We start from the raw sequence: 22,421 nt of genomic DNA, 5'->3' as shown, positions 1-22,421 counted from the left end.
TTAAACCATTGGGTTTGACGTATTTTTGCTGCATGCATAACATTACCCAATACCAGCAAATCTTTTCAGATTACTTGAATTCCAAAACGTGGCAAAACCAACCCGCCTCGCTTTATGAACCTGTTAATTATATTTTATCCCTCGGCGGAAAACGACTAAGGCCTGTGCTTACCTTGATGAGTACTGAATTGTTTGGTACAGACTGTGTGGTGGCCTTAAACGCCGCCATGTCAGTTGAAGTTTTCCATAATTTTTCACTGATTCATGACGACATTATGGATGAAGCCCCTTTAAGACGTGGGCAACAGACAGTGCATGAAAAATGGGATTTAAATACAGGTATCTTATCAGGTGATGCCATGTTGATCTTAGCAGGAAGGTTTTTAGAGTCCTACCCAGCTGAGACTTTTAAACCTTTAATGAGCCTATTTAATACAACCGCTATAGAAGTCTGTGAAGGGCAGCAGTACGATATTGATTTTGAAACACGAGATGATGTTACCGAGGAAGAATATCTAAAAATGATTGCTTATAAAACAGCTGTCCTGGTTGGGGCAGCCTTAAAAATGGGTGCAATAATTGCAGATGCTTCTAGCAAAGATGCTGATGCTATTTATAAGTTTGGGCTTTACTTAGGTACTGCATTTCAATTACAGGACGATTTTCTTGATGCTTTTGGAGATCCAAAAACATTTGGCAAGCAGGTTGGAGGTGATATTTTGGAGAACAAAAAGACCTATCTGTACCTAAAAACCCTAGAATTGGCCAATAAAGACTCAGCCAATGAGTTTGTTCAGATTATGAATAATGACCATTTAAGTAAGGATGTAAAAGTGGCACAAATCAAATCTATTTATGAAAGCTCTGGCTCTAAAGATGCAACAACTAAAGCTGTCGAACGCTTTACTGAAAAGGCTTTTGCTGTTTTAGACGAAATGACCTTGCCTAAGGATAAAAAGAAGGTGTTAAAGCAATTTGGTCTGCAACTTATGAATAGAACCGTGTAATGTTACCTGAAAAATTAAGTGATTTAGTTACCACCGTTCAAAAGCATGATCTGTACGTGGCCCTAATTCAACAACTTAATAAAGATCTCATTAAAGCCAATATAGCTAGCAGTTTTCCCTTTTCATTACCACCTGAAATTCTGTACAATGACCTAAGCGGTCTGTTAAAAACTTTAATGGAATCTGACTTCAGGAGATATCTAAATCTTTTATACATCATCGATGTGCCTGAAAATCAAATTAAAGCTCAAGAAGAAACTGAGGTACAAGAGTTAAGTTGTAAAGTAGCTATATTAATCCTGCAAAGGGAATGGCAGAAGGTTTGGTTTAGAAAACAATTTTCCTAGAAGAACACTCTTACAAATGGGAACCAACTGCTCCCATAGACACTGCGACCAGGATCGTATAGGAGATCGTACTGTATACCAACGGTTACGTGCCCAGTATTAAATCCGATACCCGTAAATAAAGCCCCAACCCAGTATTTTTGATCGGCGAATTCCGTTCTGGAATCAAAGTTTCTATTGACATAAGACTGTTGAGGTTCAACGGATATTTGAATCTCTGGTATGGGTCTGAAAATAGCCAGAAGACTAAAACCAACAATATAGGATTCATAAAAATTCTTCTCTTTCGCGTAGGTAAAGTTAAGTGCAGTACCCAGAGCCGCGTAGCGATTAAAATTATAGATCGCAGAAGGAGAGAGTGTTCCATTAAAATATCCATCACCAAACCCAAGTCCTAAACCTCCACCAAATTGGACCTTGTCCCAGAAGTTTTGTGTATTGGCATAAGGTAGCGATTGCGCAGATAGATTCATCGACGATATTAAAATCAAAAGTCCTGTAATTAATCCATGTACAGGGAGACTTCGAGGCGTGTTGTGTACTTTCAAAATTGTTGGTTTTTAAACCTTTATAAATATAGTAATAAGAACACGAAATCGTTATAAATGTTGTATTTTTGGCAAAATTTGTTTCTTTGACAACGTCTCAAAATAACAATGGATAAATATTCCTTTTTAAACGCAGCGCATACATCTTTTTTTGCTGAGTTATACGAACAATACCTTAAAAATCCTGATAATGTAGAACCAAGCTGGAGAGCCTTTTTTCAAGGTTATGATTTTGGATCTGAGAATTATGGTTTTGAGGGAGAACTTGTTGATGGAGTGAGTACTCAAATTCCTGAGCATGTTCAAAAAGAATTTCAGGTTGTAAAACTTATTGATGGTTACCGTACCAGAGGGCATCTTTTTACTAGAACGAACCCCGTTAGAGAGCGACGCAAATATGCGCCCTCTCTGGCGATAGAGAATTTTGGGCTATCACAATCTGATTTAGATACAGTTTTTAATGCAGGTGATATCCTGGGTATTGGAGCCTTATCCTTGCGCAAGATTATTGAGCACCTTGAGGCTATCTATTGCGATAGTATTGGAGTCGAGTATATGTATATTCGTGAGCCAGGTGAGATTAAATGGATTCAAGAGCGTTTGAACATCAACGATAATCATGGGAACTTTAGCCCAGATGAAAAGAAGTATATTCTAAAAAAGCTGAATCAAGCAGTTTCCTTTGAATCGTTTCTCCATACTAAGTACGTTGGTCAAAAGCGTTTCTCACTTGAAGGAAATGAATCTCTTATCCCAGCAGTAGATGCTATCATAGAGAAAGCAGCTGATCAGGGGGTTAAAGAGTTTGTCATGGGAATGGCCCATCGTGGAAGATTGAGTACCCTTACTAACATTTTTGGAAAATCAGCCAAGGATATTTTTAGTGAGTTTGATGGCAAGGATTATGAGGAAAAAGTATTTGATGGGGATGTAAAATACCATTTAGGATGGACCAGTAATAGAGAAACCTACAACGAGAAAAAGATCAACTTAAATATTGCACCAAATCCGTCACATTTAGAAACCGTAGGTGCCGTAGTTCAGGGTATTGCTCGAGCCAAACAAGATCGACAAGAGATAAAAGATCCAACGGAAGTACTATCTATTGTGGTCCATGGTGATGCAGCTATTGCAGGACAAGGATTGGTTTATGAGGTGGTCCAGATGGCACAACTCGATGGTTATAAAACTCAGGGAACCATACATATTGTCGTAAACAATCAAATTGGATTTACAACTAACTATCTCGATGGTAGATCAAGCACCTATTGTACAGATGTTGGTAAAGTAACCTTATCTCCGGTACTGCACGTTAATGCTGATGATGCTGAGGCTGTTGTTCATGCAGCACTGTTTGCCCTTGATTTTAGAATGCAGTTTAAGAGGGATGTGTTTATTGATTTGTTAGGCTATCGAAAGTATGGACATAACGAAGGTGATGAGCCAAAATTCACACAACCTTTGTTATATAAAGCTATAGCAAAGCATAAAAACCCTAGAGATATCTACGCAGCGAAATTATTGGAAGAGGGGGTGATTGAAGAAGGATATGTCCAGCATATCGAAAAGCAGTATAAGGAGCAGTTAGAAGAGAAACTGGAAGATTCTAGAAAAGTAGATAAAACTGAGATTACGCCTTTCATGACCGAAGAGTGGAAAGAGTTCACTAGAGTTACTGAGGTGGAAATGATGAAACCGATAGATACAACTGTTGCGCAGGATGTATTGGCTAAAATTACTAAGGTGATATCCAGTTTGCCTGAGGATAAAAAGTTCATCAGAAAAATTCAACGTCTTATAGAGTCACGTCAAAAAATGTTTGATGAGGACAAATTAGATTGGGCTATGGCTGAACATTTGGCTTATGGGTCACTGTTGCTGGAAGGTTATAACGTTAGAATCTCAGGCCAGGATGTTGAAAGAGGAACCTTCTCTCACAGACATGCCGTTGTAAAAGTTGAAGATAGTGAAGAAGAGATTGTTTTGCTTAAACAATTGGCAGAAGAGCAGGGTGATTTTAACATTTATAATTCCCTGTTGTCTGAGTATGGTGTAGTTGGATTTGATTATGGGTATGCCATGGCGAGTCCAAAGACACTAACAATTTGGGAAGCGCAATTTGGTGACTTTAGTAATGGGGCCCAAATTATGATTGATCAATACATATCATCGGGCGAAGACAAGTGGAAGACTCAAAACGGCTTGGTCATGCTTCTACCTCATGGTTATGAAGGACAAGGAGCTGAGCATTCTTCCGCTAGAATGGAGCGCTATTTACAGCTTTGTGCTAAAGACAATATGTATGTTGCCAATTGTACGTCACCTGCCAATATGTTTCATTTGTTGCGACGACAAATGAAAGCAACCTTCAGAAAGCCTCTTGTAGTGATGACACCAAAAAGTTTGTTGAGGCATCCGTTAGTGGTTTCTCCTGTTGAAGCGTTTGCTAATGGTTCGTTTCAAATGTTAATAGACGATGTGCAGGTGTCTCCAAAGAAAGTAAAAACAGTAGTGTTTGTTACTGGTAAGTTCTATTATGATTTACTCGATGCAAGGGAGCAACTCGGGAGAGAAGATGTGGCTTTAGTTCGCATAGAGCAACTTTTCCCACTACCGGCTAAGGACATAAGAGCGGTGATAGAGAAATACTCTGGTGCGGATGATTTGGTTTGGGCACAAGAAGAACCAAGAAACATGGGGGGCTATGCACATATGATGATGCATCTGGAAGAGGCTAGACAATTTAGAGCCGCTACCAGACGTCCTTATGGGGCGCCGGCGGCTGGAAGTGCTACCAGGTCAAAAATTAGACACCAGGAAGTTATCGATTTTGTCTTCGATAAATCAAAAAATAATCAAAACAGAATATAAATCTATATACAGTTTCTTTAAAAGTTAAAACATGATTTTAGAAATGAAAGTGCCTTCACCAGGCGAATCCATTACAGAAGTTGAAATTGCAGAATGGTTGGTTCAAGACGGCGATTATGTTGAAAAAGATCAAGCCATTGCAGAAGTAGATAGTGATAAGGCTACGCTTGAGTTACCTGCAGAAGCTAGTGGAACCATTACGCTAAAAGCAGAAGAAGGTGATGCAGTTGCCGTTGGTGAGGTGGTTTGTTTAATCGACACAAGTGCCGAGGCACCTGCAGGAGAAAAAGAAGATTCTAAGACTGAATCTAAGAAGGAGGAGGCTCCAGAGCCTTTAGCCAAAGAGGAACCAAAAGAAACAAAAAGTACTTACGCTACAGGTTCTGCAAGTCCGGCAGCTAAGAAAATTATGGCTGAAAAAGGGGTTAATCCTTCCGAGGTTTCAGGAACTGGAAAAGATGGGCGAATTACTAAAGAAGACGCCATAAATGCGGTGCCTTCTATGGGAACACCATCAGGTGGAAACAGAAGTTCTTCCCGAAGCAAAATGTCTATGCTGAGAAGAAAGGTGGCAGAGCGATTGGTTGAAGCCAAAAATACAACGGCCATGCTCACCACATTTAATGAGGTGGATATGTCTCCAATTTTTGACTTACGAAAACAATATAAGGAGGAGTTTAAAGAGAAGCATGGGGTGAGCCTTGGGTTTATGAGTTTCTTTACACTAGCGGTTGTTAGAGCTCTTAAATTATTTCCTGCCGTTAATTCCATGATTGATGGAAAAGAAATGATCACCTATGACTTTGTAGATGTTAGCATTGCTGTTTCTGGTCCCAAAGGATTGATGGTCCCTGTAATTAGAAATGCTGAGAACTTATCGTTTAGAGGGGTTGAGGCAGAAGTAAAACGTTTGGCATTACGTGCTCGCGATGGGCAAATTACAGTAGATGAAATGACTGGAGGTACTTTTACAATTTCTAATGGTGGAGTGTTTGGAAGTATGCTATCTACACCAATTATAAACCCTCCTCAAAGTGGTATTCTAGGGATGCATAACATAGTTGAAAGACCGGTAGCTATAAATGGTAAGGTTGAAGTCCGACCAGTTATGTTTGTGGCCTTATCTTACGACCACAGAATTATTGATGGAAGAGAATCAGTTGGGTTCCTTGTAGCTGTTAAGGAGGCGCTTGAAAATCCAACCGAATTGCTCATGGATAATGACATTAAAAGAGCCTTAGAGTTGTAATACAAGATTTATATTAAAATAGAAAAGCGCAATTTGACCGAATTGCGCTTTTTTTGCTTCAGGGCTATTTTAACTAACTAGATTAACTAAAAAAAATTAACAAGATGTTTATTGAAATAATTGCTACCACTGAAGCGATGAGCATAATAGTAAATGCATCACCACATCTTTTTTTTGGTTTGCTTAACATGTAACATTTATTAAGCACTGGGCCTTTTAAAAAAAAGCCCAGTGCATATAAGAACTTAAATTTGGGGGATTAATTAATAGCATTGTAAAATTCGTGAAAAAGAAGCTATTTTCTATACGTAGAACTACGTATTTTATAAAAGGATGATCCTGGTAGTGTGATACCAGGATCTAGTATTTTCTGTATGGTTTAATAATAGCGAAATTGTAAAACCAGGAGTCATAAAGGTCTAAATAAAAACAATACGAGTCCATACGTAGAACTACTTAATTTAGAGGAACTTTAAATGACTGTAAGCAAATAAATAAAGTGTCGCCGACTTGGAATCTAAATTTAGCTTCTGTCTGATACTGCTTTTATGCTTTTCAACCGTTCTTACAGAAATTGATATTTCATCGGCTATTTCTTTAGCAGATTTATTGGATGCCAATTGCTTTAAAATATTTCGTTCAGAATGGGTTAACCTATCGAGCATATCGATGCTTTCATCAATTTCTATAAGTGGCAGCAGGTCTTTACTAAAATACGAGAGACATTGATAAACGCGTTCGAGACATTTTTCAATTTCATCTAATGCAAACTCCTTTAAAATATACCCGTAGACATTTGCTTCTCTAGATTTAAGATATATACTGGGACTTTTCTCAAATGTTATTAAAATGACCTTAGTTTTAAGACTGAGTTCCTGGATGTTTTGAGCTATTTCTATGCCCGTCATATGCGGCATTTGAATATCCAAAATAGCAATATCGGGTTCATGGGCTTTTATCAAGGTCATGGCTTCGCGTCCATGTTTTGCCGTCCATTGAACCTTGTGTTTTTTCTCTATTAAAAAATCATGAAGTCCTTTTAGTACCAATGGGTGATCATCAGCAATAAGAACAGTGGGAGAATGTGTCATTTTGATTGGTCAAGTTTTAAATAGAGGTACTTTTTATCGTAATCAATAATGGCTTTTCCTTTTTTGAGGATATCAGCACCAATGATCCCATCTACAGGATTTGCATTATGACTAATAAGCCCTTCATTCACATGAGTAAGATTAAATAATACCAGAGCAACTCGGTTTTTTTTCCATTTACCAATTTTCATTTTATTTGAAGAGGATATTTTGGTTTGCATATTGGAGGCTCCTGCACCAACTGCTTTTATTTCCGAATCTTTTACAGATAAATTAAATCTATCTATGGCTTCAAACCCAACACAAGAATTTGATGCCCCAGTATCCAGAATAAACCGACCCTTAACATCATTAATTGAAGCTCTTATTTCGAAATGATTGGTCTTCGTAAACTTCAATTTTACCTTAGAATAACCCTTGTCTTCCAGAAAGGGAGCAAGCATGGACATAGTCAACTTTTCTGTAAATATACTTATTATAATAATTTACTTTTGCAGCATGACTATTACAGATACACACACCCACCTGTATATTGAAGATTTTGAACAAGATATTGACGCTGTTATTGAACGAGCAAAATCTAAAGGGGTAACAAGGTTTTTTCTGCCGGCCATAGATTCTACTTATTCCAAGGCTATGTTAGATCTTAAAGAGCGCTATCCAGATGAGGTATTTTTAATGACTGGGCTACATCCAACTCATGTAAAGGAAAACTATAAGCTTGAATTGAGTCATGTTGAAAACAACCTTAAAATCTCAGCGTATCATGCTATAGGTGAAATAGGAATAGATTTGTATTGGGATAAGACTACCCTAGAGATTCAAAAAAAAGCCTTTAGATATCAAATTCAATTAGCAAAATCATATGGGCTTCCAATAGTTATTCATTGCAGGGAAGCTTTCAGTGAAATTTTTGAAGTTTTAGAGTCGGAACGAAGTGAGGATTTGTTTGGTATTTTTCATTGTTTTACTGGTACCCTTGATGATGCTAATAAAGCTATTGATCTAGGGTTTAAATTGGGGATAGGTGGAGTAGTGACCTTTAAAAATGGTAAAATTGATAAGTTTTTAGATCAAATTGACTTAGAACATATTGTTTTAGAAACCGACGCCCCTTATTTAGCTCCGGTTCCATTTAGAGGTAAAAGAAATGAAAGTTCTTATTTATCATTCATTCTTGAGAAACTTGAAACAATTTATAAGATCCCTATTAGCGAAATTGCCAAAATAACAACAGCAAACTCAGTTAAAATTTTCAAGGTCTAATATGCATAAACCTAAAATACTTTTAATATATACTGGCGGAACCATTGGAATGGTTAAGAATCCCGAAAACGGGGCCTTAACACCATTTGATTTTGATACCATCCTAGAGCGTATTCCTGAACTGAAATTATTGGATTGTGAGATTAAGACGTTTTCTTTTGATCATCCAATAGATTCATCCAATATGGAACCTAAATATTGGGTAGAGATTGCTGAAATTATTCAATTCAATTATGAGGAAACCGATGGATTTGTTGTGCTGCATGGAAGTGATACTATGAGCTATTCTGCATCAGCGATGTCATTTATTTTTAAAAATCTTTGTAAGCCCGTAATATTTACTGGTTCACAGCTACCGATTGGAGATTTGAGAACTGATGCCAAGGAAAATCTGATTACTTCAATTCACTTGGCTTCATTACAAGCCAATGGTGTAAGTGTGATTCAAGAAGTGGGTTTATATTTTGAATATAAGTTGTACAGAGGCAATCGAACAACCAAAATTAATGCTGAGCATTTTGAAGCATTTGATTCACCCAATTATCCCTACCTGGCAGAATCAGGGGTACGACTTCGTGTTGATGAAAAAATGCTGTTGGAACATAGTAACGAAGGCCCATTGCAGATTCATAGAAACCTGGTAACAGACATTGGCGTATTAAAGTTGTTTCCTGGTATATCAAAGTCCATTTTACAAGGGGTTCTCTCAAGTAAGCTGTTTAAAGGTCTTATAATAGAGACCTATGGTGCAGGTAATGCCACGTCTAGTGATTGGTTTATTAGAAGTCTTGCTCGTGCCATTAAAAATGGATTGAAGGTTATTAATGTGACACAATGTATTGGGGGAAGTGTTCGAATGGGGGAGTATGAAACCAGTTCCAAATTAAAAGAAATAGGGGTAATTTCTGGGGGTGACATGACAACCGAAGCAGCAGTAACTAAACTTATGATCATGTTAGGAATGGACCTTTCTGATTCTGAGTTCAAAAAAGTCTTTGAGAGCCCTATTCGCGGGGAAATCACGGAAAATTAACGTGCTAAATTTTAGTGTTTAAAGTTTTTTTTGTTATTTGCCGCCCTGTAATTTTTTAGACTACAGAGAGGTGGCCGAGTGGTCGAAGGCGCACGCCTGGAAAGTGTGTATACGCCAAAAGCGTATCGAGGGTTCGAATCCCTTCCTCTCTGCTCATGTTTTCTAATTGGGTTACAACTTTTTTTTTATCTTTAACACTTTAACTAATAAATTAAGATTAAGAACAATGAAAAGATTTTTTTCTATCCTAGTTATGACAATTTTCATGGCTATCGGAACTGTAAATGCGAATGCAGCAACTACCGTTTCAGCAACTGCTGATACTGTAACAATGGTACAAGATGATGCTGCTGGAGACGTAAGTTTTCATCAAGAATTAAAAAAGCGTTTTATTGAAGGGGGCCCAGGATTCATGGGTATTGTACTATTGTGTTTAATTCTTGGTTTGGCAATTGCTATCGAGAGAATTATCTTTTTAAACCTTTCTACTACAAATACAAAAAAGTTGACTCAAAATGTTGAGGACGCGCTTGCTTCAGGCGGAATTGAAGCTGCAAAAGAAGTTTGTAGAAATACAAAAGGACCTGTTGCATCTATTTTCTATCAAGGCCTTGATAGAGCTGATGAAGATATTGATGCTGCCGAAAAAGCTGTTGTAGCTTATGGTGGAGTTCAAATGGGTCAATTAGAGAAAAATGTTTCATGGATTTCATTATTTATCGCCTTAGCACCGATGCTTGGTTTCATGGGTACAGTAATTGGTATGATCCAGGCATTTGATAAAATTGAAGCTGCTGGTGATATGCAACCATCTCTTGTTGCTGGTGGTATTAAAGTAGCACTTTTAACAACTGTATTTGGTCTTATTGTGGCTATTATTCTTCAAATCTTTTACAACTACATCATCGCTAAGATTGACAGTATCGTAAATGATATGGAAGATGCATCCATTACGTTAATGGATCTATTAGTAAGACACAAGAAATAATAAGACTAAATAACGCACGTTATGACATTACAAAAAATATCTAAAATCATAGTAGCCATTCTTGGTTTACTTGGTGTCATTTTCCTAGTGAGAATTATCTCTGCTGGAGACGATGCTATCAAGTCTGGCGAAGAGGCGGGTCTAGTTGATCCGATGGCTTATATAGCCTATGTAGTTTTAGGAGTTATTTTAGTATTGGTAATTTTCTTTGTATTAAAGAATTTATTCACTAACACTAAATCTCTAAAAAATACCTTAATAGGAATTGGTGCATTCGCAGCCGTAATCATTATTTCATATGTGGCTGCAGGTGGAGACCCAATGGAATATAAACTTCAAGATGGAATTGCAACTGATGGTCAATCACACATGGTTGGAACAGGTCTTATCGCCTTCTACATTTTGTTAGCGGTAGCTGCAATTTCAATGATATTCTCAGGAGTTAAGAAAGTAATTAGTAAATAACTAGAACTATGGCAAAAAGAGCAGCACCCGAGGTAAACGCAGGATCTATGGCTGACATTGCCTTCTTATTACTTATTTTCTTCCTGGTTACAACAACCATTGAAAAAGATAAGGGTATCTTAAGAAGTTTGCCACCCATTGATGATTCTGAGGTAGAACCTCCAATCATTAAGCAAAAGAATCTTTTTATAGTTCTATTAAATAGACGTGATCAACTTTTGGTTGAAGAAGAAGAGATGGAAATAACGGACCTACGAGAGGCTGCTATTGCCTTCCTGGATAACGGAGGTGATGTAAATGCAGCTGGTGAACGTTGTGACTATTGTCAAGGTGAACGTGATCCCGCTTCTTCTGACCATCCTGATAAGGCGATTATTTCACTTAAGCATGACCGTGAGACTTCATATGGAAAGTATATTGAAGTTCAGAATGAGTTGGTTGCAGCCTACAATTATTTAAGAAATAGAGAGGCCGAACGATTGTTTAACCGAACATTCCAATCCATGTTGGATGAAAAGTCTAAAAATCAATTCTCACCTGATGAGAAACTCAACGAGCAGATTCAAAGAATTAAGGACATGTATCCAATGAAATTATCTGAAGCGGAACCAACAAAATAATAGTAGAGTATGTCTAAGTTTAAAAATAAAAAGAAGGGCGATTTGCCAGCGATATCTACGGCATCACTACCAGATATTGTATTCATGCTTCTATTTTTCTTTATGGTTGCAACTGTAATGAGAGACAATAGTCTTAAAATACAGAATTTGTTACCGTCAGCTGATCAAGTTGAGAAGTTGGAAAAAGATAGAACGATGTTTATCTATGCTGGGAAGCCTAGCGAACAATATAAACAGTTTGGTACCGAAGCGAGAATCCAAATTAATGATGCCTTTACAGGCCTGCCGGATGTGCAACCTGCGGTTTATGAATTTATTGCTGGTACTCGAGAAGAATTAAAAGATAAAATTGTAATAGGTCTGAAGGTAGATAAGGATACTAATGCTGGTTTAGTGTCTGATATAAAGCAGGAACTACGTGAAGCAAATGCCTTGAAGGTAATGTATATTACCAATCAACTTCAGCAGGAATAACACATCTTAATTTATAATTTAAAAGCGCTATGAAAGTAAAAATCATAGCGCTTTTTTTGTAGTTTTAACTCTATGCGAAGTATACTTTTGCTTGTAGTTCTTTTGGCGCCGCTTTCTGCATTATTTTCGCAGCAAACTGAAGAACAAGTACCAAAAGTAATTGATTCACTTTATAGGGAGGATCAGTTCTATGTGGGCCTGACCTACAATGCACTTGTAAGGCTTAATCCTAATGTTACTCAAACGGGGTTCTCTACTGGGTTTCACTTGGGGTTTATAAGGGATATGCCAATTAATAAGAGACGTAACTTTTCAATAGGCCTTGGTGTTGGGTTAAATTCTAATTCTTACATCCAAAATATTGCCATTACACAAACTGATTCAGATTATGATTACAATCTAGTTCCAGAGGGCGTATCTGTTTCCCGTAATAAGTTTACGACGTATATGCTGGATGTACCGTTAGAATTTAGATGGAGAACATCTACTCCTACACAAAACAGGTTTTGGCGGGTATACCCAGGGTTTAAGTTTAGTTATTTGCTGTACAACACAACCAAATTTAGAAGCGAATTAGGCAATGTAGATTTGTCTAATGTTAAAGACTTTAATGACTTGCAATATGGTGTTACAATTGGGGTGGGGTATGGAGATTGGAATTTTCATTTTTATTACGCCCTTAATCCTATATTCAATGAATCTGCTCAATTAGAAGGACAGCCATTAACCATTACAGCAATGAAAATTGGACTGATTTTTTACATCTTATAGCCAGAATTGCAGTAATATTAACTGAGGAAACATGCCTGTGAACATGCCAATAACGAGTTCTGAGTTTGTATGAGCTTTTAAATGCAATCGCGATGTGGCTATAGCTCCAAGTATGATCATCATTAAAGCTATAGTTCCATTAATATTAATTTTAAAATGAACCCCAACAGCAATGGCAAACATGAAAAATCCTGAGGCGGCAATCATATGAATACTAGCCTTTACTTTAAAAATTACTAGGATAAAGCATGCCAGCGAGGAGCACAGGATACCTACAAAAAAATAGTACAACTCAGGTATTTCAGAAGGGGGGAATACACGCCAAAGAATTAAAGCTGTAATGACGCAGTTTAAGAACAAAGGAATTATCCGCTCTCTTGTGGATCTCAAATAAATACTATCTACTTTATTGATTGTTTTCAATAAAAAAAACAGTAAAATGGGAAGTATAAAAGTTAAGATAATCGTCGAAAATATCTTTGCATAACTAATGTTTTCTGGTATAAATCTTGGCGATTTAGACATGTAAAAAAGAACACCCAATAATGGCATAATCAATGGATGAAACACAAATGAAATAGCCCTTAAAACAAAATTGCCCATAACTATATCTTTTTTCTGAGACGCGCTACAGGAATGTCCAGTTGCTCTCGGTATTTAGCTACGGTTCGTCTGGCAATTGGATAGCCTTTTTCTTTTAATATCGCGGCTAACTTATCATCGGTTAGTGGCTTCTTTTTGTCTTCCTCCTCAACTACGGTTTCAAGGATGGTTTTTATTTCTCGGGTAGAAACTTCCTCGCCTTGATCATTGGTCATTGATTCGGAAAAGAAATCTTTAATAAGCTTTGTACCATATGGGGTATCTACATACTTACTATTAGCTACACGTGACACAGTAGACACATCCATGCCAATTTCATCAGCAATATCTTTTAGAATCATCGGTTTAAGTTGCCTTTCGTCGCCCGATAGAAAATATGCCTTTTGATGATTCATAATGGCACTCATGGTCACATAAAGGGTTTGCTGGCGTTGCTTTACTGCTTCTATAAACCACTTTGCCGCATCAAGTTTTTGTTTGATGAATAAAACCGCGTCTTTCTGGGATTTGCTTTTTTCCTTGGATTCTTTGTACCCCTTGAGCATATCATTATAGGCTCTAGACACATGTAGTTCGGGGGCATTTCGTCCGTTTAAGGTTAATTCGAGATTTCCTTCATTAATCCGTATAGCAAAGTCTGGAACCACATGTTCTACCAGTTGTGTATTATTGGAGTAAGAGCCTCCTGGTTTAGGATTGAGTTTTTCAATTTCTTCAATCGCATCTCTTAAGTCGTCCTCCGATATACCGTATTTTTGAACCAGTTTCTGATAGTGTTTTTTTGTAAAGCTATCGAAGGATTCATCTATAATTTTTTGAGCTAATTCAACACTTTCTGAAGCCTCTTTTCTGTGAAGCTGAATACTTAAACATTCTTGCAAGTTTCGTGCACCAACACCTGCAGGATCTAATTTGTGAACAATCGCGAGGACTTCTTCAACTTCATCTTCGGTTGTGTAGATGTTTTGAGTAAAGGCAAGATCATCTGTAATATCTGAAATGGACCTTCTTATGTAACCACTATCATCAACACTTCCTACCAAAAATTCGGCAATGGCTTCTTTTTGGTCATCCAACCTAAAGGTTCTTAATTGCGTTCTTAAATATTCGGTAAATGAAATTCCTGACGCATAAGGAACACTTTTTTCTTCATCATCTGCACTGTAATTGTTGGCCTGAGTGCGGTAATCTGGTATTTCATCGTCACTTAAATAATCGTCAACATTAATGTCGTCCGCCTCAATACGATCATTGTCATTGAGAATATCATCTGAATTATCAAATTCATCCATGCCATCACTTTCTAGAGACTCTTTTCCAGTATCTAATGCTGGATTCTCTTCCAGTTCCTGCTTAAGTCGTTGTTCAAAAGCTTGCGTCGGTAACTGAATCAGTTTCATTAACTGAATCTGTTGCGGAGACAACTTCTGTGATAGCTTGAATTGGAGATATTGTTTTAACATAAACCGGACACTTCAGCTTGGGGTTATTTAAAGAAACAAAAACAATTCAACAAGAGCAACAATTCGCGCTACTTTAAAATGACTGATAATTCTAAAATTCAGCATTTTGGGGAGTACGAGGATAAGGAATTACGTCACGGATGTTAGTCATTCCGGTTACGAACATGACCAGACGTTCGAAACCTAAACCAAACCCAGAATGAACGGCTGTACCAAATTTTCTTAGGTCTAAATACCACCATAATTCTTCTTCGGGAATATCTAAGGCAGCCATTTTTTCTTTTAATACTTCTAAGCGTTCTTCCCTTTGTGAACCACCCACAATTTCACCGATTCCTGGAAAGAGAATATCCATTGCGCGCACGGTTTTTTCGTCTTCGTTTAGACGCATATAAAATGCCTTGATATTGGCAGGATAATCGAACAAAATCACTGGACACTTAAAGTGCTTCTCTACTAAAAAACGCTCGTGTTCACTTTGTAAATCTGCCCCCCACTCATTAATTATATAATTGAATTTCTTCTTTTTGTTGGGTTTGGAATTTCTCAATATATCTATGGCTTCGGTATAGGAAACACGTTTAAAATTATTGTCAGTCACAAAACGTAATTTCTCAATTAAACGCATTGGACTGCGTTCATTTTGAGGCTTTTGTTTCTCCTCGTTAAACAAGCGTTGATCTAAAAACTCCAAATCTTCTTTGTTATGTTCAATAACGTAACTGATAACAGATTTCATGAAATCTTCAGCTAAATCCATATTCCCATCTAAGTCCATAAAGGCCACCTCAGGTTCAATCATCCAAAATTCAGCTAGATGCCTTGATGTATTGGAATTTTCTGCTCTAAAAGTTGGTCCAAAGGTGTAGACTTTACCAAGAGACATGGCGTAGGTTTCCGCTTCTAATTGTCCGGACACCGTTAAATTAGTTTCCTTAGCAAAAAAGTCTTGTGAGTAATCTACATTCCCTTCGTCACTTACTGGTGGGGTTTTTAGATCTAGAGTTGTAACTCTAAACATTTCACCAGCACCCTCTGCATCACTTCCCGTAATGATTGGAGTGTGCATGTTATAGAAACCATTTTCTGTGAAGTACTTATGTACTGCAAATGATAAGGCCGAGCGCAATCTCATAACGGCACTGAATGTGTTAGTTCTAGTTCGTAAATGAGCCTGCTCTCTTAAAAATTCAAATGAGTGTTTTTTAGGTTGTATAGGGTAGCTTTCAGGATCAGAATCCCCATGTATTCTAATACTGTCAACTTTTATTTCTACTGCCTGACCCTTGCCCTGACTTTCAACCAATTCACCAGAAATTTCCACTGCGGCACCGGTAGTAATTCGTTTTAACAATGCTTCATCAAAGCTTTCGAAATCTACCACACATTGAATGTTCTGTAAAGTAGATCCATCATTTACTGCTATAAACCGGTTAGCTCTAAATGTTCTAACCCAACCCTTAATTGTAATTTTCTGTAAAGCCGGCTGAACATTTAATAGATTTGAAATTGATGAGGTTTTCATTAATATCGTGTTATCTGTTTTATTTCTTTTTTTTCAGGTACATTCTTGCTTCTACATCACCATCATCAGGAATAATATTAATGGCTGGTTTTTTAAGAACCTCCTTATTGGCAATACTTCTTTCTAATGATAGTAATAGCGAGGGCAATAATAGTAAATTGGAAAGCATTGCAAAGAGTAAAGTGACGGAAACTAGTGCTCCTAAAGCTACAGTTCCCCCAAAACTGCTTATGGTGAATACAGAAAACCCAAAGAAAAGGACTATTGATGTATAGAACATACTTACACCTGTTTCTCTTAAAGCGGCATAGACAGACCTTCTAATTTTCCAATGGTTGGCCTGCAGTTCTTGTCTATATTTTGCCAGGAAATGAATAGTGTCATCAACAGAAATCCCAAAAGCAATGCTAAATACCAGTATTGTAGATGGTTTTATGGGTACACCAACATATCCCATAAGACCAGCGGTAACTAATAGTGGTAATAAGTTTGGTACTAACGAGACAATAATCATTTTAACCGATCTGAACATATAAGCCATGAACAGTGATATTAAGAAAATTGCAAGTGATAGTGAGATGACTAGGTTTCTAACTAGATATTTGGTCCCTTTTTGAAAAACCAGAGCCTTTCCTGTCATGGTTACACCATATCGTTCTTCAGGAAAAATCCGATTTATTTTGTTTTGTAAGTCTTCTTCAATACGTTCCATTCTATCAGTACCAACATCTTTCATAAAAGTGGTAATTCTAGCATATTGTCCTGTACTGTCTACAAAACTTTCCAGCAGGTCAAGGTTTGAGCCAGAATTTTTAGCATATGATAAAATAAATGTGTTCTCTTGACTTGTTGGTAATTGGTAGTATTTTGGATTGCCATTGTAATAGGCTTGTTTAGAATACTTAGCTAATCCAACCACTGATACTGGCTGGGATAATTCAGGTATTTCAATAATTAATTCCTCAAGCTCGTTCATACGCTTGAGGGTACTTAACTTCATTACACCTTTTTTTCGTTTGGTATCAATCATAATCTCCAAAGGCATAATACCATTAAATTCCTGCTCAAAGAATCGAATATCCTGAAAGAACTGGGTTCGCTTTGGCATATCCTCAATCAAACTTCCTGAAATCCTGATTTGGTAAATACCAATAATACTCAAAATGATAAGCATGAGTCCAGTTACATAGATTGTAATGCGTCTATGTTTTACCATCGATTCCATCCAGTTTACAAATCCACCAATCCATCGTTTGTTAAGGTGCTCCAGATGGCGCTGTTTGGGAAAGGGAAGAAATGTGTAAATAATGGGTATAATGAGTAAGCAAAGGATAAAGATTGCCAGTATACTCAAGGAGGCAACAATACCAAATTCCTTAAGTAGTTTACTCTCGGTTAGTATAAAGGTAGCAAACCCTGAGGCTGTTGTTACATTGGTCATCAGCGTTGCATTACCAATTTTAGTGATAACACGTTGTAAGGATTTAACCTTATTACCATGAGACTTAACCTCATGTTGGTATTTATTGATTAGGAAGATACAATTGGGTATTCCTATAACAATGATTAAAGGGGGTATTAAGGCCGTTAGAACTGTAATCTCATAACCTAAAAGACCTAAAATACCAAAAGTCCACATGACACCAATACAAACCACAATGAGTGAAATGAAGGTTGCTCTGAATGATCTGAAGAAAAGGAAAAAAATCAGAGACGTGACAAGTAGGGCAGCCCCAATAAATAGTCCAATCTCATCAATAATACTTTGTGAGTTGAGGGTTCTGATGTATGGCATACCAGAAACCCTAACATCCATTCCAGATTCTTTTTCAAATTCTTCAATTCTCTTTTGAAGAATATCTATGATGAAAGTCTTACGAGCCGCTGTATTAACAATGTCCTTTTTTAAGGAAATAACAGATCGGAGTGTTCGGGTTTCCTTGTTATAAAGAAAGTTGTCGTAAAAAGGGAACTTCTCAAATAGCTCTTTTTCTAACTTGGACAACTGCGCCTGGTTTTCAATAGAGTCCTTTATGAACGGTGATAATTCAAACCGCTCTTCCACTGTGTTTTTTGAAAGTTTTTGCAGATCTTTAATAGAGATTACTGCATCAACTTCGTCGTAGGCTTTAAAAGACTCTGAAAGCTTATTCCAGGCATTAAGCTTTTCAACTGTGTATAGGGAAGAATCCTTTACCCCTATAACTATTAAGTTTCCTTCTTCACCGAAAATGCTAAGGAAGTTATTGTATTCTAGATTAACCTCATGGTCATCGGGTAACAAATTGGCTTCGGTGTAGGTGAAGCGCATATGCTTCCATTGCATACCTAATAAAACAGTAGCGACAAGAATCGATATAAGAATAAGAACTTTATTCCTAAGAATTAACCTGGCTACAGTTTCCCAAAATCTGGTTGTCAATAGTTTGAACATACGGGCTTAAAATCAGCGGCAAAGGTAGGAAAAAGCAGAGGATTACTGTTAATCTTAACAATTTAATCACCCGTTTAAAACGTAAGATTAAAAGTAAATTTAAAAGATAAATTATCCTCCCAGACAGGGAGGTGATAACTACCGTAGCGATAAGCGAAACTTAAACCAAAACCAAAAATGAGCTTATTAATTTCAAAACCAGATTCAGAATAAAATTTGTCGAGCGTGTCAAATGTTATATTCTGATGTCGATCAATATTGTTCATGTCACCAATGGCATGTCTTGTAATAAGTACAAGTTGTGGCTTAAACCATTGTGTTACTTCAAAAGGTTTTAGAAAGTGCTTAAACTGGAAAGTGGCAAATCGATCACTAAAAAACTCATTGAAATACATGGTTTCAAAACTATTGAGGCCAGCAACAGTAAAGCGTTGTAGTATAGTTGTCTTATTGATGTTATTAGGATAGGCATGATATAAATTAGTGAGTGGCGTCTCACCAACTGCCAATCCTGCTACAATAGTAAACCTTGAGATGGCCCTGTTTCTATGGAAAATTTGATAAACCGTTCTAAAATCTATTTTACTAAAGTTGAAATCACTTTTAAAGAGCCCTTTAATACTTTGAGTACCCTGTAACGTAAATTTAGGATAGCCATCCTTCACCTCGACTAGGCGCTTGTCATCATATTCATAAACACTAAATGGTGACCACTGCAGGCTTAATTTCAGAAGACTTTGATCGAATCTTCGAAACTCCTGATTGTTCAAAACAAAAATATAGTCGTATGTGGGGGTGACATCACTTACAGCAAATCGCAATTCGGATAAAAGATGGTTTGTGATTTTATGTTCTATTGAGACTGCATGGGTTAAATGCTTGTGAAACAAGCTTATATTAATGAGTCGTGGTTCAAAAAAAGAAAAGAAGCGTTTGTCCGTTAAAAAAGTAGAACTCCCCGTTTCTGTAATATCGTTTGTATAACTGTAGTTCAACCATGAATTAGAGTTCAGTTGCCCTAATCTCATACCGCCTCCAAAACTGTATTTCCAGGTCTGGTCTTTAAACCCATACGCAAAATATCCATTCAAGCGGAATCGTTTGGATAATGCGTCAGTAGTAATACCGCCAAGCCCTGTTCTTACACCTTCGTATTGATTGAGTTTAAAAAGAGATCTTAAATCAATTTTAAAATATTTGGTTGGGAAATATCCAACACCAATATTACTAAGAAACTCTACTTTTTTAAGTGAGTCATTAAAGATGGTTTTTTTTTCAGCTTCGCTGGGGACTTGGGCCTGAATTTGTATTGTTACAAAAAGAATAAAGACAATACAAAAGGCTCTTAGCATTAAGATGATATTAAATGAGGAAAGAACAAAAAGAAATAACTGCTCATTAAACAGTCATGATCTCATTTTCTTTAGTATCTAGAATGGCATCGATCTTCTTAACGTAGTTATCTGTCATTTCTTGTATATCAATCTCAGCATTGGATTGAACATCTTCAGAAGCATCTGATTTTTTTATATCATGATTTGCTTCTTTCCGGGCATTTCTCACCCCGATTTTGGCATCCTCGGCCTCGGCTTTAGCTTGTTTTGCAAGCTCCTTTCTACGTTCTTCTGTAAGTGGTGGCACATTAATAATAATGGATTCACCATTATTCATTGGATTAAACCCAAGATTGGCGATCATAATCCCACGTTCAATTTCTTGAAGCATTGTTTTTTCCCAGGGTTGCACCGTAATAGTTCTACCATCAGGTGTGTTGACATTAGCCACCTGATTTAATGGGGTCTGCGATCCATAATACTCAACCATAACACTGCCTAACATAGAAGGGCTTGCCTTTCCAGCTCTAATGTTAACAAGTTGTTTTTCCAAGTGATGAACAGCTTTGTCCATTGCTTCCTTAGCTGTATCCAGAATAAATTGAATCTCTTCTTCCATGATTAAAAACTTATAGATCTACAGTGGTTCCTATTTTTTCACCCGATATGAGCTTCAAAAGGTTACCCTTTTTATTCATATCAAATACAATAATAGGTAATTTGTTTTCTTGACTCAAGGTAAAAGCGGTAGTATCCATCACTTTTAACCCTTTTTTAAGGACTTCTTCAAAGGTAATATGGTCAAATTTAATTGCTGATTCGTCTTTTTCCGGATCAGCTGTGTAAATTCCATCTACCCGAGTTCCTTTTAAAATAGCATCTGCTTCAATCTCAATAGCTCTTAGTACCGCAGCAGAATCAGTTGTGAAATAAGGGTTTCCTGTTCCACCGCCAAATATAACGACGCGTCCTTTCTCAAGATGACGTATGGCTCTCCTTCTAATGAAGGGTTCAGCAACTTCATTGATTTTTATAGCCGTCTGAAGTCTTGTTGGAAGTCCGGAATCTTCTAAGGCTCCTTGGAGAGCAAGGCCGTTTATAACAGTTGCCAACATGCCCATATGATCTCCTTGAACTCGATCCATACCAACACTTGCCCCAGCAACACCTCTAAATATATTGCCGCCACCAATGACAATTGCTACCTCCACACCTTTGTCAACAATATCTTTAATATCCTTGGCGTATTCAGCTAATCTTTCAGGGTCAATTCCATAATTTCGATTGCCCATTAATGCCTCTCCAGATAGTTTTAAGAGTATTCTTTTAAATTTCATCAGTGCTAATAATCGGTTAAATTCAGTTTTTCGAAGTTTAGCAAAACTAAACAATTATTAACTTCTTTAAAAGCTAATTAAGTCTAAGAAAAAAGCCTTTTCAATACTGAAAAGGCTTTTAAATTGTATGTATAAGCTAAAATCTAGCCAAGAGCTACGCGCTTGAAACTGGTAACAGCTACATCTCCTATAGTCTTTACATAATCCTTAACGCTAACCTTGCTATCCTTGATGAAAGCTTGATTTACTAAGGTGTTATCTTTAAAGAAACGCTTTAATTTACCTTTGGCAATATTATCCAACATTGCTTCAGGCTTTCCTTCCTGACGTAATTGGTCTTTAGCAATCTCGATTTCTTTTTCAATCACTGCGGCATTAACTTCATCCTCATTTAAGGCGATTGGATTCATGGCAGCAACTTGCATCGCTACATCCTTAGCAACTACTTCAGCACCCTCAGCACTAGCAGATAAACCAACTAAAGTTGCAATCTTGTTTCCAGCGTGGATATAAGAACCAACAAACGGAGCTTCTATTTTTTCAAAAGCATTGATGTCTAGTTTTTCACCAATAACACCAGTCTGCTCGATTAATTTATCTGCAACAGTCATACCATTGAAATCCGCTGCTAAAAATTCTTCTTTAGAACTGTAATTTAAAGCAAGTTCAGCTAATTCATGTGCTAAGTTTACGAAGTTTTCGTTCTTACCAACAAAATCAGTTTCACATCCTAATACGATAGAAACTCCAGAAGTACGAGCACCATTTACTTTTGAAATAGCAGCTCCTTCAGTAGACTCTCTGTCTGCTCTTTTAGCAGCAACCTTCTGTCCTTTTTTACGTAAGATCTCGATAGCCTTATCAAAATCCCCGTTAGCCTCAACTAAGGCTTTTTTACAATCCATCATTCCAGCGCCTGTAGCTTTTCTTAGCTTATTAACTTCGGCAGCTGTAATTTTTACTGTATTTTCCATTTTATTCCTTTCTAGCGAAAT

Annotated in this window: 22 protein-coding genes and 1 tRNA gene; 12 read left to right on the top strand and 11 right to left on the bottom strand. The window is 37.1% G+C overall.

Annotation, left to right across the window (positions count from 1 at the left end; translation table 11 throughout):
* Positions 1-32 precede the first annotated feature (32 nt).
* Both DN064_RS11015 and DN064_RS11010 read left to right on the top strand, forming a co-directional pair.
* Positions 33-1,007, top strand: coding sequence for a polyprenyl synthetase family protein (locus tag DN064_RS11015; RefSeq protein WP_115462712.1), 975 nt, complete (start codon positions 33-35; stop codon positions 1,005-1,007).
* The gene (locus DN064_RS11010; RefSeq protein ID WP_115462711.1) at positions 1,007-1,354 is read left to right on the top strand and encodes a hypothetical protein; all 348 of its coding nucleotides are present in this window, start codon (positions 1,007-1,009) and stop codon (positions 1,352-1,354) included. The genes DN064_RS11015 and DN064_RS11010 overlap by 1 nt, the downstream gene beginning before the upstream one ends.
* Here the strand turns inward: DN064_RS11010 and DN064_RS11005 are convergent.
* Positions 1,351-1,902: an alpha-ketoglutarate decarboxylase gene (locus DN064_RS11005; protein ID WP_157962297.1), complete on the bottom strand. Its 552-nt coding sequence runs from the start codon at positions 1,900-1,902 to the stop codon at positions 1,351-1,353. The genes DN064_RS11010 and DN064_RS11005 overlap by 4 nt on opposite strands.
* 108 nt (positions 1,903-2,010) lie before the next feature.
* On the opposite strand from DN064_RS11005, the gene DN064_RS11000 reads away from it, so the two are divergent.
* Together DN064_RS11000 and odhB are read left to right on the top strand one after the other, a co-directional pair.
* Positions 2,011-4,773, top strand: coding sequence for a 2-oxoglutarate dehydrogenase E1 component (locus DN064_RS11000; protein WP_115462709.1), 2,763 nt, complete (start codon positions 2,011-2,013; stop codon positions 4,771-4,773).
* A gap of 31 nt (positions 4,774-4,804) precedes the next feature.
* Positions 4,805-6,022 carry a 2-oxoglutarate dehydrogenase complex dihydrolipoyllysine-residue succinyltransferase gene (gene odhB, locus DN064_RS10995; protein WP_115462708.1) on the top strand — a complete coding sequence of 406 codons (1,218 nt, stop codon included), beginning with the start codon at positions 4,805-4,807 and terminating at the stop codon, positions 6,020-6,022.
* A 461-nt stretch (positions 6,023-6,483) separates the two neighbouring features.
* Here the strand turns inward: odhB and DN064_RS10990 are convergent, their stop codons facing one another.
* Together DN064_RS10990 and DN064_RS10985 are read right to left on the bottom strand one after the other, a co-directional pair.
* On the bottom strand, positions 6,484-7,113 hold the full coding sequence (locus DN064_RS10990) for a DNA-binding response regulator (RefSeq protein WP_115462707.1): 630 nt from the start codon (positions 7,111-7,113) through the stop codon (positions 6,484-6,486).
* The gene (locus DN064_RS10985) at positions 7,110-7,562 is read right to left on the bottom strand and encodes a retropepsin-like aspartic protease (protein WP_115462706.1); all 453 of its coding nucleotides are present in this window, start codon (positions 7,560-7,562) and stop codon (positions 7,110-7,112) included. Before DN064_RS10985 ends, DN064_RS10990 begins: the two co-directional genes overlap by 4 nt.
* 49 nt (positions 7,563-7,611) lie before the next feature.
* On the opposite strand from DN064_RS10985, the gene DN064_RS10980 reads away from it, so the two are divergent.
* The 8 genes from DN064_RS10980 to DN064_RS10945 all read left to right on the top strand — a co-directional run bounded on the left by DN064_RS10980 (position 7,612) and on the right by DN064_RS10945 (position 12,730).
* Positions 7,612-8,379, top strand: a complete 768-nt coding sequence (locus DN064_RS10980) for a TatD family hydrolase (protein WP_115462705.1) — start codon at positions 7,612-7,614, stop codon at positions 8,377-8,379.
* A gap of 1 nt (position 8,380) precedes the next feature.
* Positions 8,381-9,412: an asparaginase gene (locus DN064_RS10975; protein WP_115462704.1), complete on the top strand. Its 1,032-nt coding sequence runs from the start codon at positions 8,381-8,383 to the stop codon at positions 9,410-9,412.
* Positions 9,413-9,476: 64 nt separating this feature from the next.
* Positions 9,477-9,564: transfer RNA gene (locus DN064_RS10970), tRNA-Ser, on the top strand.
* Positions 9,565-9,638: 74 nt separating this feature from the next.
* A complete protein-coding gene (locus DN064_RS10965) occupies positions 9,639-10,400 on the top strand; it encodes a MotA/TolQ/ExbB proton channel family protein (RefSeq protein ID WP_115462703.1) in 762 nt (253 codons plus the stop codon).
* 21 nt (positions 10,401-10,421) lie between these two features.
* The gene (locus DN064_RS10960) at positions 10,422-10,865 is read left to right on the top strand and encodes a hypothetical protein (protein WP_115462702.1); all 444 of its coding nucleotides are present in this window, start codon (positions 10,422-10,424) and stop codon (positions 10,863-10,865) included.
* Positions 10,866-10,873: 8 nt separating this feature from the next.
* Complete coding sequence (locus DN064_RS10955) at positions 10,874-11,485, top strand: ExbD/TolR family protein (RefSeq protein ID WP_115462701.1); 612 nt, start codon at positions 10,874-10,876, stop codon at positions 11,483-11,485.
* A gap of 9 nt (positions 11,486-11,494) precedes the next feature.
* Positions 11,495-11,959, top strand: a complete 465-nt coding sequence (locus DN064_RS10950) for an ExbD/TolR family protein (protein WP_115462700.1) — start codon at positions 11,495-11,497, stop codon at positions 11,957-11,959.
* Positions 11,960-12,031: 72 nt separating this feature from the next.
* Positions 12,032-12,730, top strand: coding sequence for a porin family protein (locus DN064_RS10945; protein ID WP_115462699.1), 699 nt, complete (start codon positions 12,032-12,034; stop codon positions 12,728-12,730).
* Here DN064_RS10945 and DN064_RS10940 read toward each other — a convergent pair.
* From DN064_RS10940 to tsf, 8 genes are all read right to left on the bottom strand, one after another.
* Positions 12,725-13,153 carry a hypothetical protein gene (locus DN064_RS10940; RefSeq protein WP_232827474.1) on the bottom strand — a complete coding sequence of 143 codons (429 nt, stop codon included), beginning with the start codon at positions 13,151-13,153 and terminating at the stop codon, positions 12,725-12,727. The two genes, DN064_RS10945 and DN064_RS10940, sit on opposite strands and share 6 nt — an antisense overlap.
* A gap of 182 nt (positions 13,154-13,335) precedes the next feature.
* Positions 13,336-14,796: an RNA polymerase factor sigma-54 gene (gene rpoN / locus DN064_RS10935; protein ID WP_115462697.1), complete on the bottom strand. Its 1,461-nt coding sequence runs from the start codon at positions 14,794-14,796 to the stop codon at positions 13,336-13,338.
* Positions 14,797-14,887: 91 nt separating this feature from the next.
* Positions 14,888-16,321 carry an asparagine--tRNA ligase gene (gene asnS, locus DN064_RS10930; protein ID WP_115462696.1) on the bottom strand — a complete coding sequence of 478 codons (1,434 nt, stop codon included), beginning with the start codon at positions 16,319-16,321 and terminating at the stop codon, positions 14,888-14,890.
* Positions 16,322-16,340: 19 nt separating this feature from the next.
* Complete coding sequence (locus tag DN064_RS10925; protein WP_115462695.1) at positions 16,341-18,755, bottom strand: efflux RND transporter permease subunit; 2,415 nt, start codon at positions 18,753-18,755, stop codon at positions 16,341-16,343.
* 74 nt (positions 18,756-18,829) lie between these two features.
* Positions 18,830-20,107 carry a hypothetical protein gene (locus DN064_RS10920; protein WP_115462694.1) on the bottom strand — a complete coding sequence of 426 codons (1,278 nt, stop codon included), beginning with the start codon at positions 20,105-20,107 and terminating at the stop codon, positions 18,830-18,832.
* A 46-nt stretch (positions 20,108-20,153) separates the two neighbouring features.
* Positions 20,154-20,708, bottom strand: coding sequence for a ribosome recycling factor (frr, locus tag DN064_RS10915; protein ID WP_115462693.1), 555 nt, complete (start codon positions 20,706-20,708; stop codon positions 20,154-20,156).
* 10 nt (positions 20,709-20,718) lie between these two features.
* A complete protein-coding gene (pyrH, locus tag DN064_RS10910) occupies positions 20,719-21,426 on the bottom strand; it encodes a UMP kinase (RefSeq protein ID WP_115462812.1) in 708 nt (235 codons plus the stop codon).
* Positions 21,427-21,569: 143 nt separating this feature from the next.
* Complete coding sequence (gene tsf / locus DN064_RS10905) at positions 21,570-22,400, bottom strand: translation elongation factor Ts (protein WP_115462692.1); 831 nt, start codon at positions 22,398-22,400, stop codon at positions 21,570-21,572.
* Between the last annotated feature and the right edge of the window lie 21 nt (positions 22,401-22,421).

The organism is Winogradskyella aurantiaca (assembly GCF_003362725.1).
Taxonomy (GTDB): Bacteria; Bacteroidota; Bacteroidia; order Flavobacteriales; family Flavobacteriaceae; genus Winogradskyella_A; species Winogradskyella_A aurantiaca.
This window is presented reverse-complemented; position numbering and strand designations above follow the sequence as displayed.

What these genes read in the sequence shown, in the direction of transcription:
- DN064_RS11015 (WP_115462712.1), top strand. Translation starts at nt 33, where the DNA reads ATGCATAACATTACCCAATACCAGCAAATCTTTTCAGATTACTTGAAT.
- DN064_RS11010 (WP_115462711.1), top strand. Translation starts at nt 1,007, where the DNA reads ATGTTACCTGAAAAATTAAGTGATTTAGTTACCACCGTTCAAAAGCAT.
- DN064_RS11000 (WP_115462709.1), top strand. Translation starts at nt 2,011, where the DNA reads ATGGATAAATATTCCTTTTTAAACGCAGCGCATACATCTTTTTTTGCT.
- odhB (WP_115462708.1), top strand. Translation starts at nt 4,805, where the DNA reads ATGATTTTAGAAATGAAAGTGCCTTCACCAGGCGAATCCATTACAGAA.
- DN064_RS10990 (WP_115462707.1), bottom strand. Translation starts at nt 7,113, where the DNA reads ATGACACATTCTCCCACTGTTCTTATTGCTGATGATCACCCATTGGTA.
- DN064_RS10985 (WP_115462706.1), bottom strand. Translation starts at nt 7,562, where the DNA reads ATGTCCATGCTTGCTCCCTTTCTGGAAGACAAGGGTTATTCTAAGGTA.
- DN064_RS10980 (WP_115462705.1), top strand. Translation starts at nt 7,612, where the DNA reads ATGACTATTACAGATACACACACCCACCTGTATATTGAAGATTTTGAA.
- DN064_RS10975 (WP_115462704.1), top strand. Translation starts at nt 8,381, where the DNA reads ATGCATAAACCTAAAATACTTTTAATATATACTGGCGGAACCATTGGA.
- DN064_RS10965 (WP_115462703.1), top strand. Translation starts at nt 9,639, where the DNA reads ATGAAAAGATTTTTTTCTATCCTAGTTATGACAATTTTCATGGCTATC.
- DN064_RS10960 (WP_115462702.1), top strand. Translation starts at nt 10,422, where the DNA reads ATGACATTACAAAAAATATCTAAAATCATAGTAGCCATTCTTGGTTTA.
- DN064_RS10955 (WP_115462701.1), top strand. Translation starts at nt 10,874, where the DNA reads ATGGCAAAAAGAGCAGCACCCGAGGTAAACGCAGGATCTATGGCTGAC.
- DN064_RS10950 (WP_115462700.1), top strand. Translation starts at nt 11,495, where the DNA reads ATGTCTAAGTTTAAAAATAAAAAGAAGGGCGATTTGCCAGCGATATCT.
- DN064_RS10945 (WP_115462699.1), top strand. Translation starts at nt 12,032, where the DNA reads ATGCGAAGTATACTTTTGCTTGTAGTTCTTTTGGCGCCGCTTTCTGCA.
- rpoN (WP_115462697.1), bottom strand. Translation starts at nt 14,796, where the DNA reads ATGTTAAAACAATATCTCCAATTCAAGCTATCACAGAAGTTGTCTCCG.
- asnS (WP_115462696.1), bottom strand. Translation starts at nt 16,321, where the DNA reads ATGAAAACCTCATCAATTTCAAATCTATTAAATGTTCAGCCGGCTTTA.
- DN064_RS10925 (WP_115462695.1), bottom strand. Translation starts at nt 18,755, where the DNA reads ATGTTCAAACTATTGACAACCAGATTTTGGGAAACTGTAGCCAGGTTA.
- DN064_RS10920 (WP_115462694.1), bottom strand. Translation starts at nt 20,107, where the DNA reads ATGCTAAGAGCCTTTTGTATTGTCTTTATTCTTTTTGTAACAATACAA.
- frr (WP_115462693.1), bottom strand. Translation starts at nt 20,708, where the DNA reads ATGGAAGAAGAGATTCAATTTATTCTGGATACAGCTAAGGAAGCAATG.
- pyrH (WP_115462812.1), bottom strand. Translation starts at nt 21,426, where the DNA reads ATGAAATTTAAAAGAATACTCTTAAAACTATCTGGAGAGGCATTAATG.
- tsf (WP_115462692.1), bottom strand. Translation starts at nt 22,400, where the DNA reads ATGGAAAATACAGTAAAAATTACAGCTGCCGAAGTTAATAAGCTAAGA.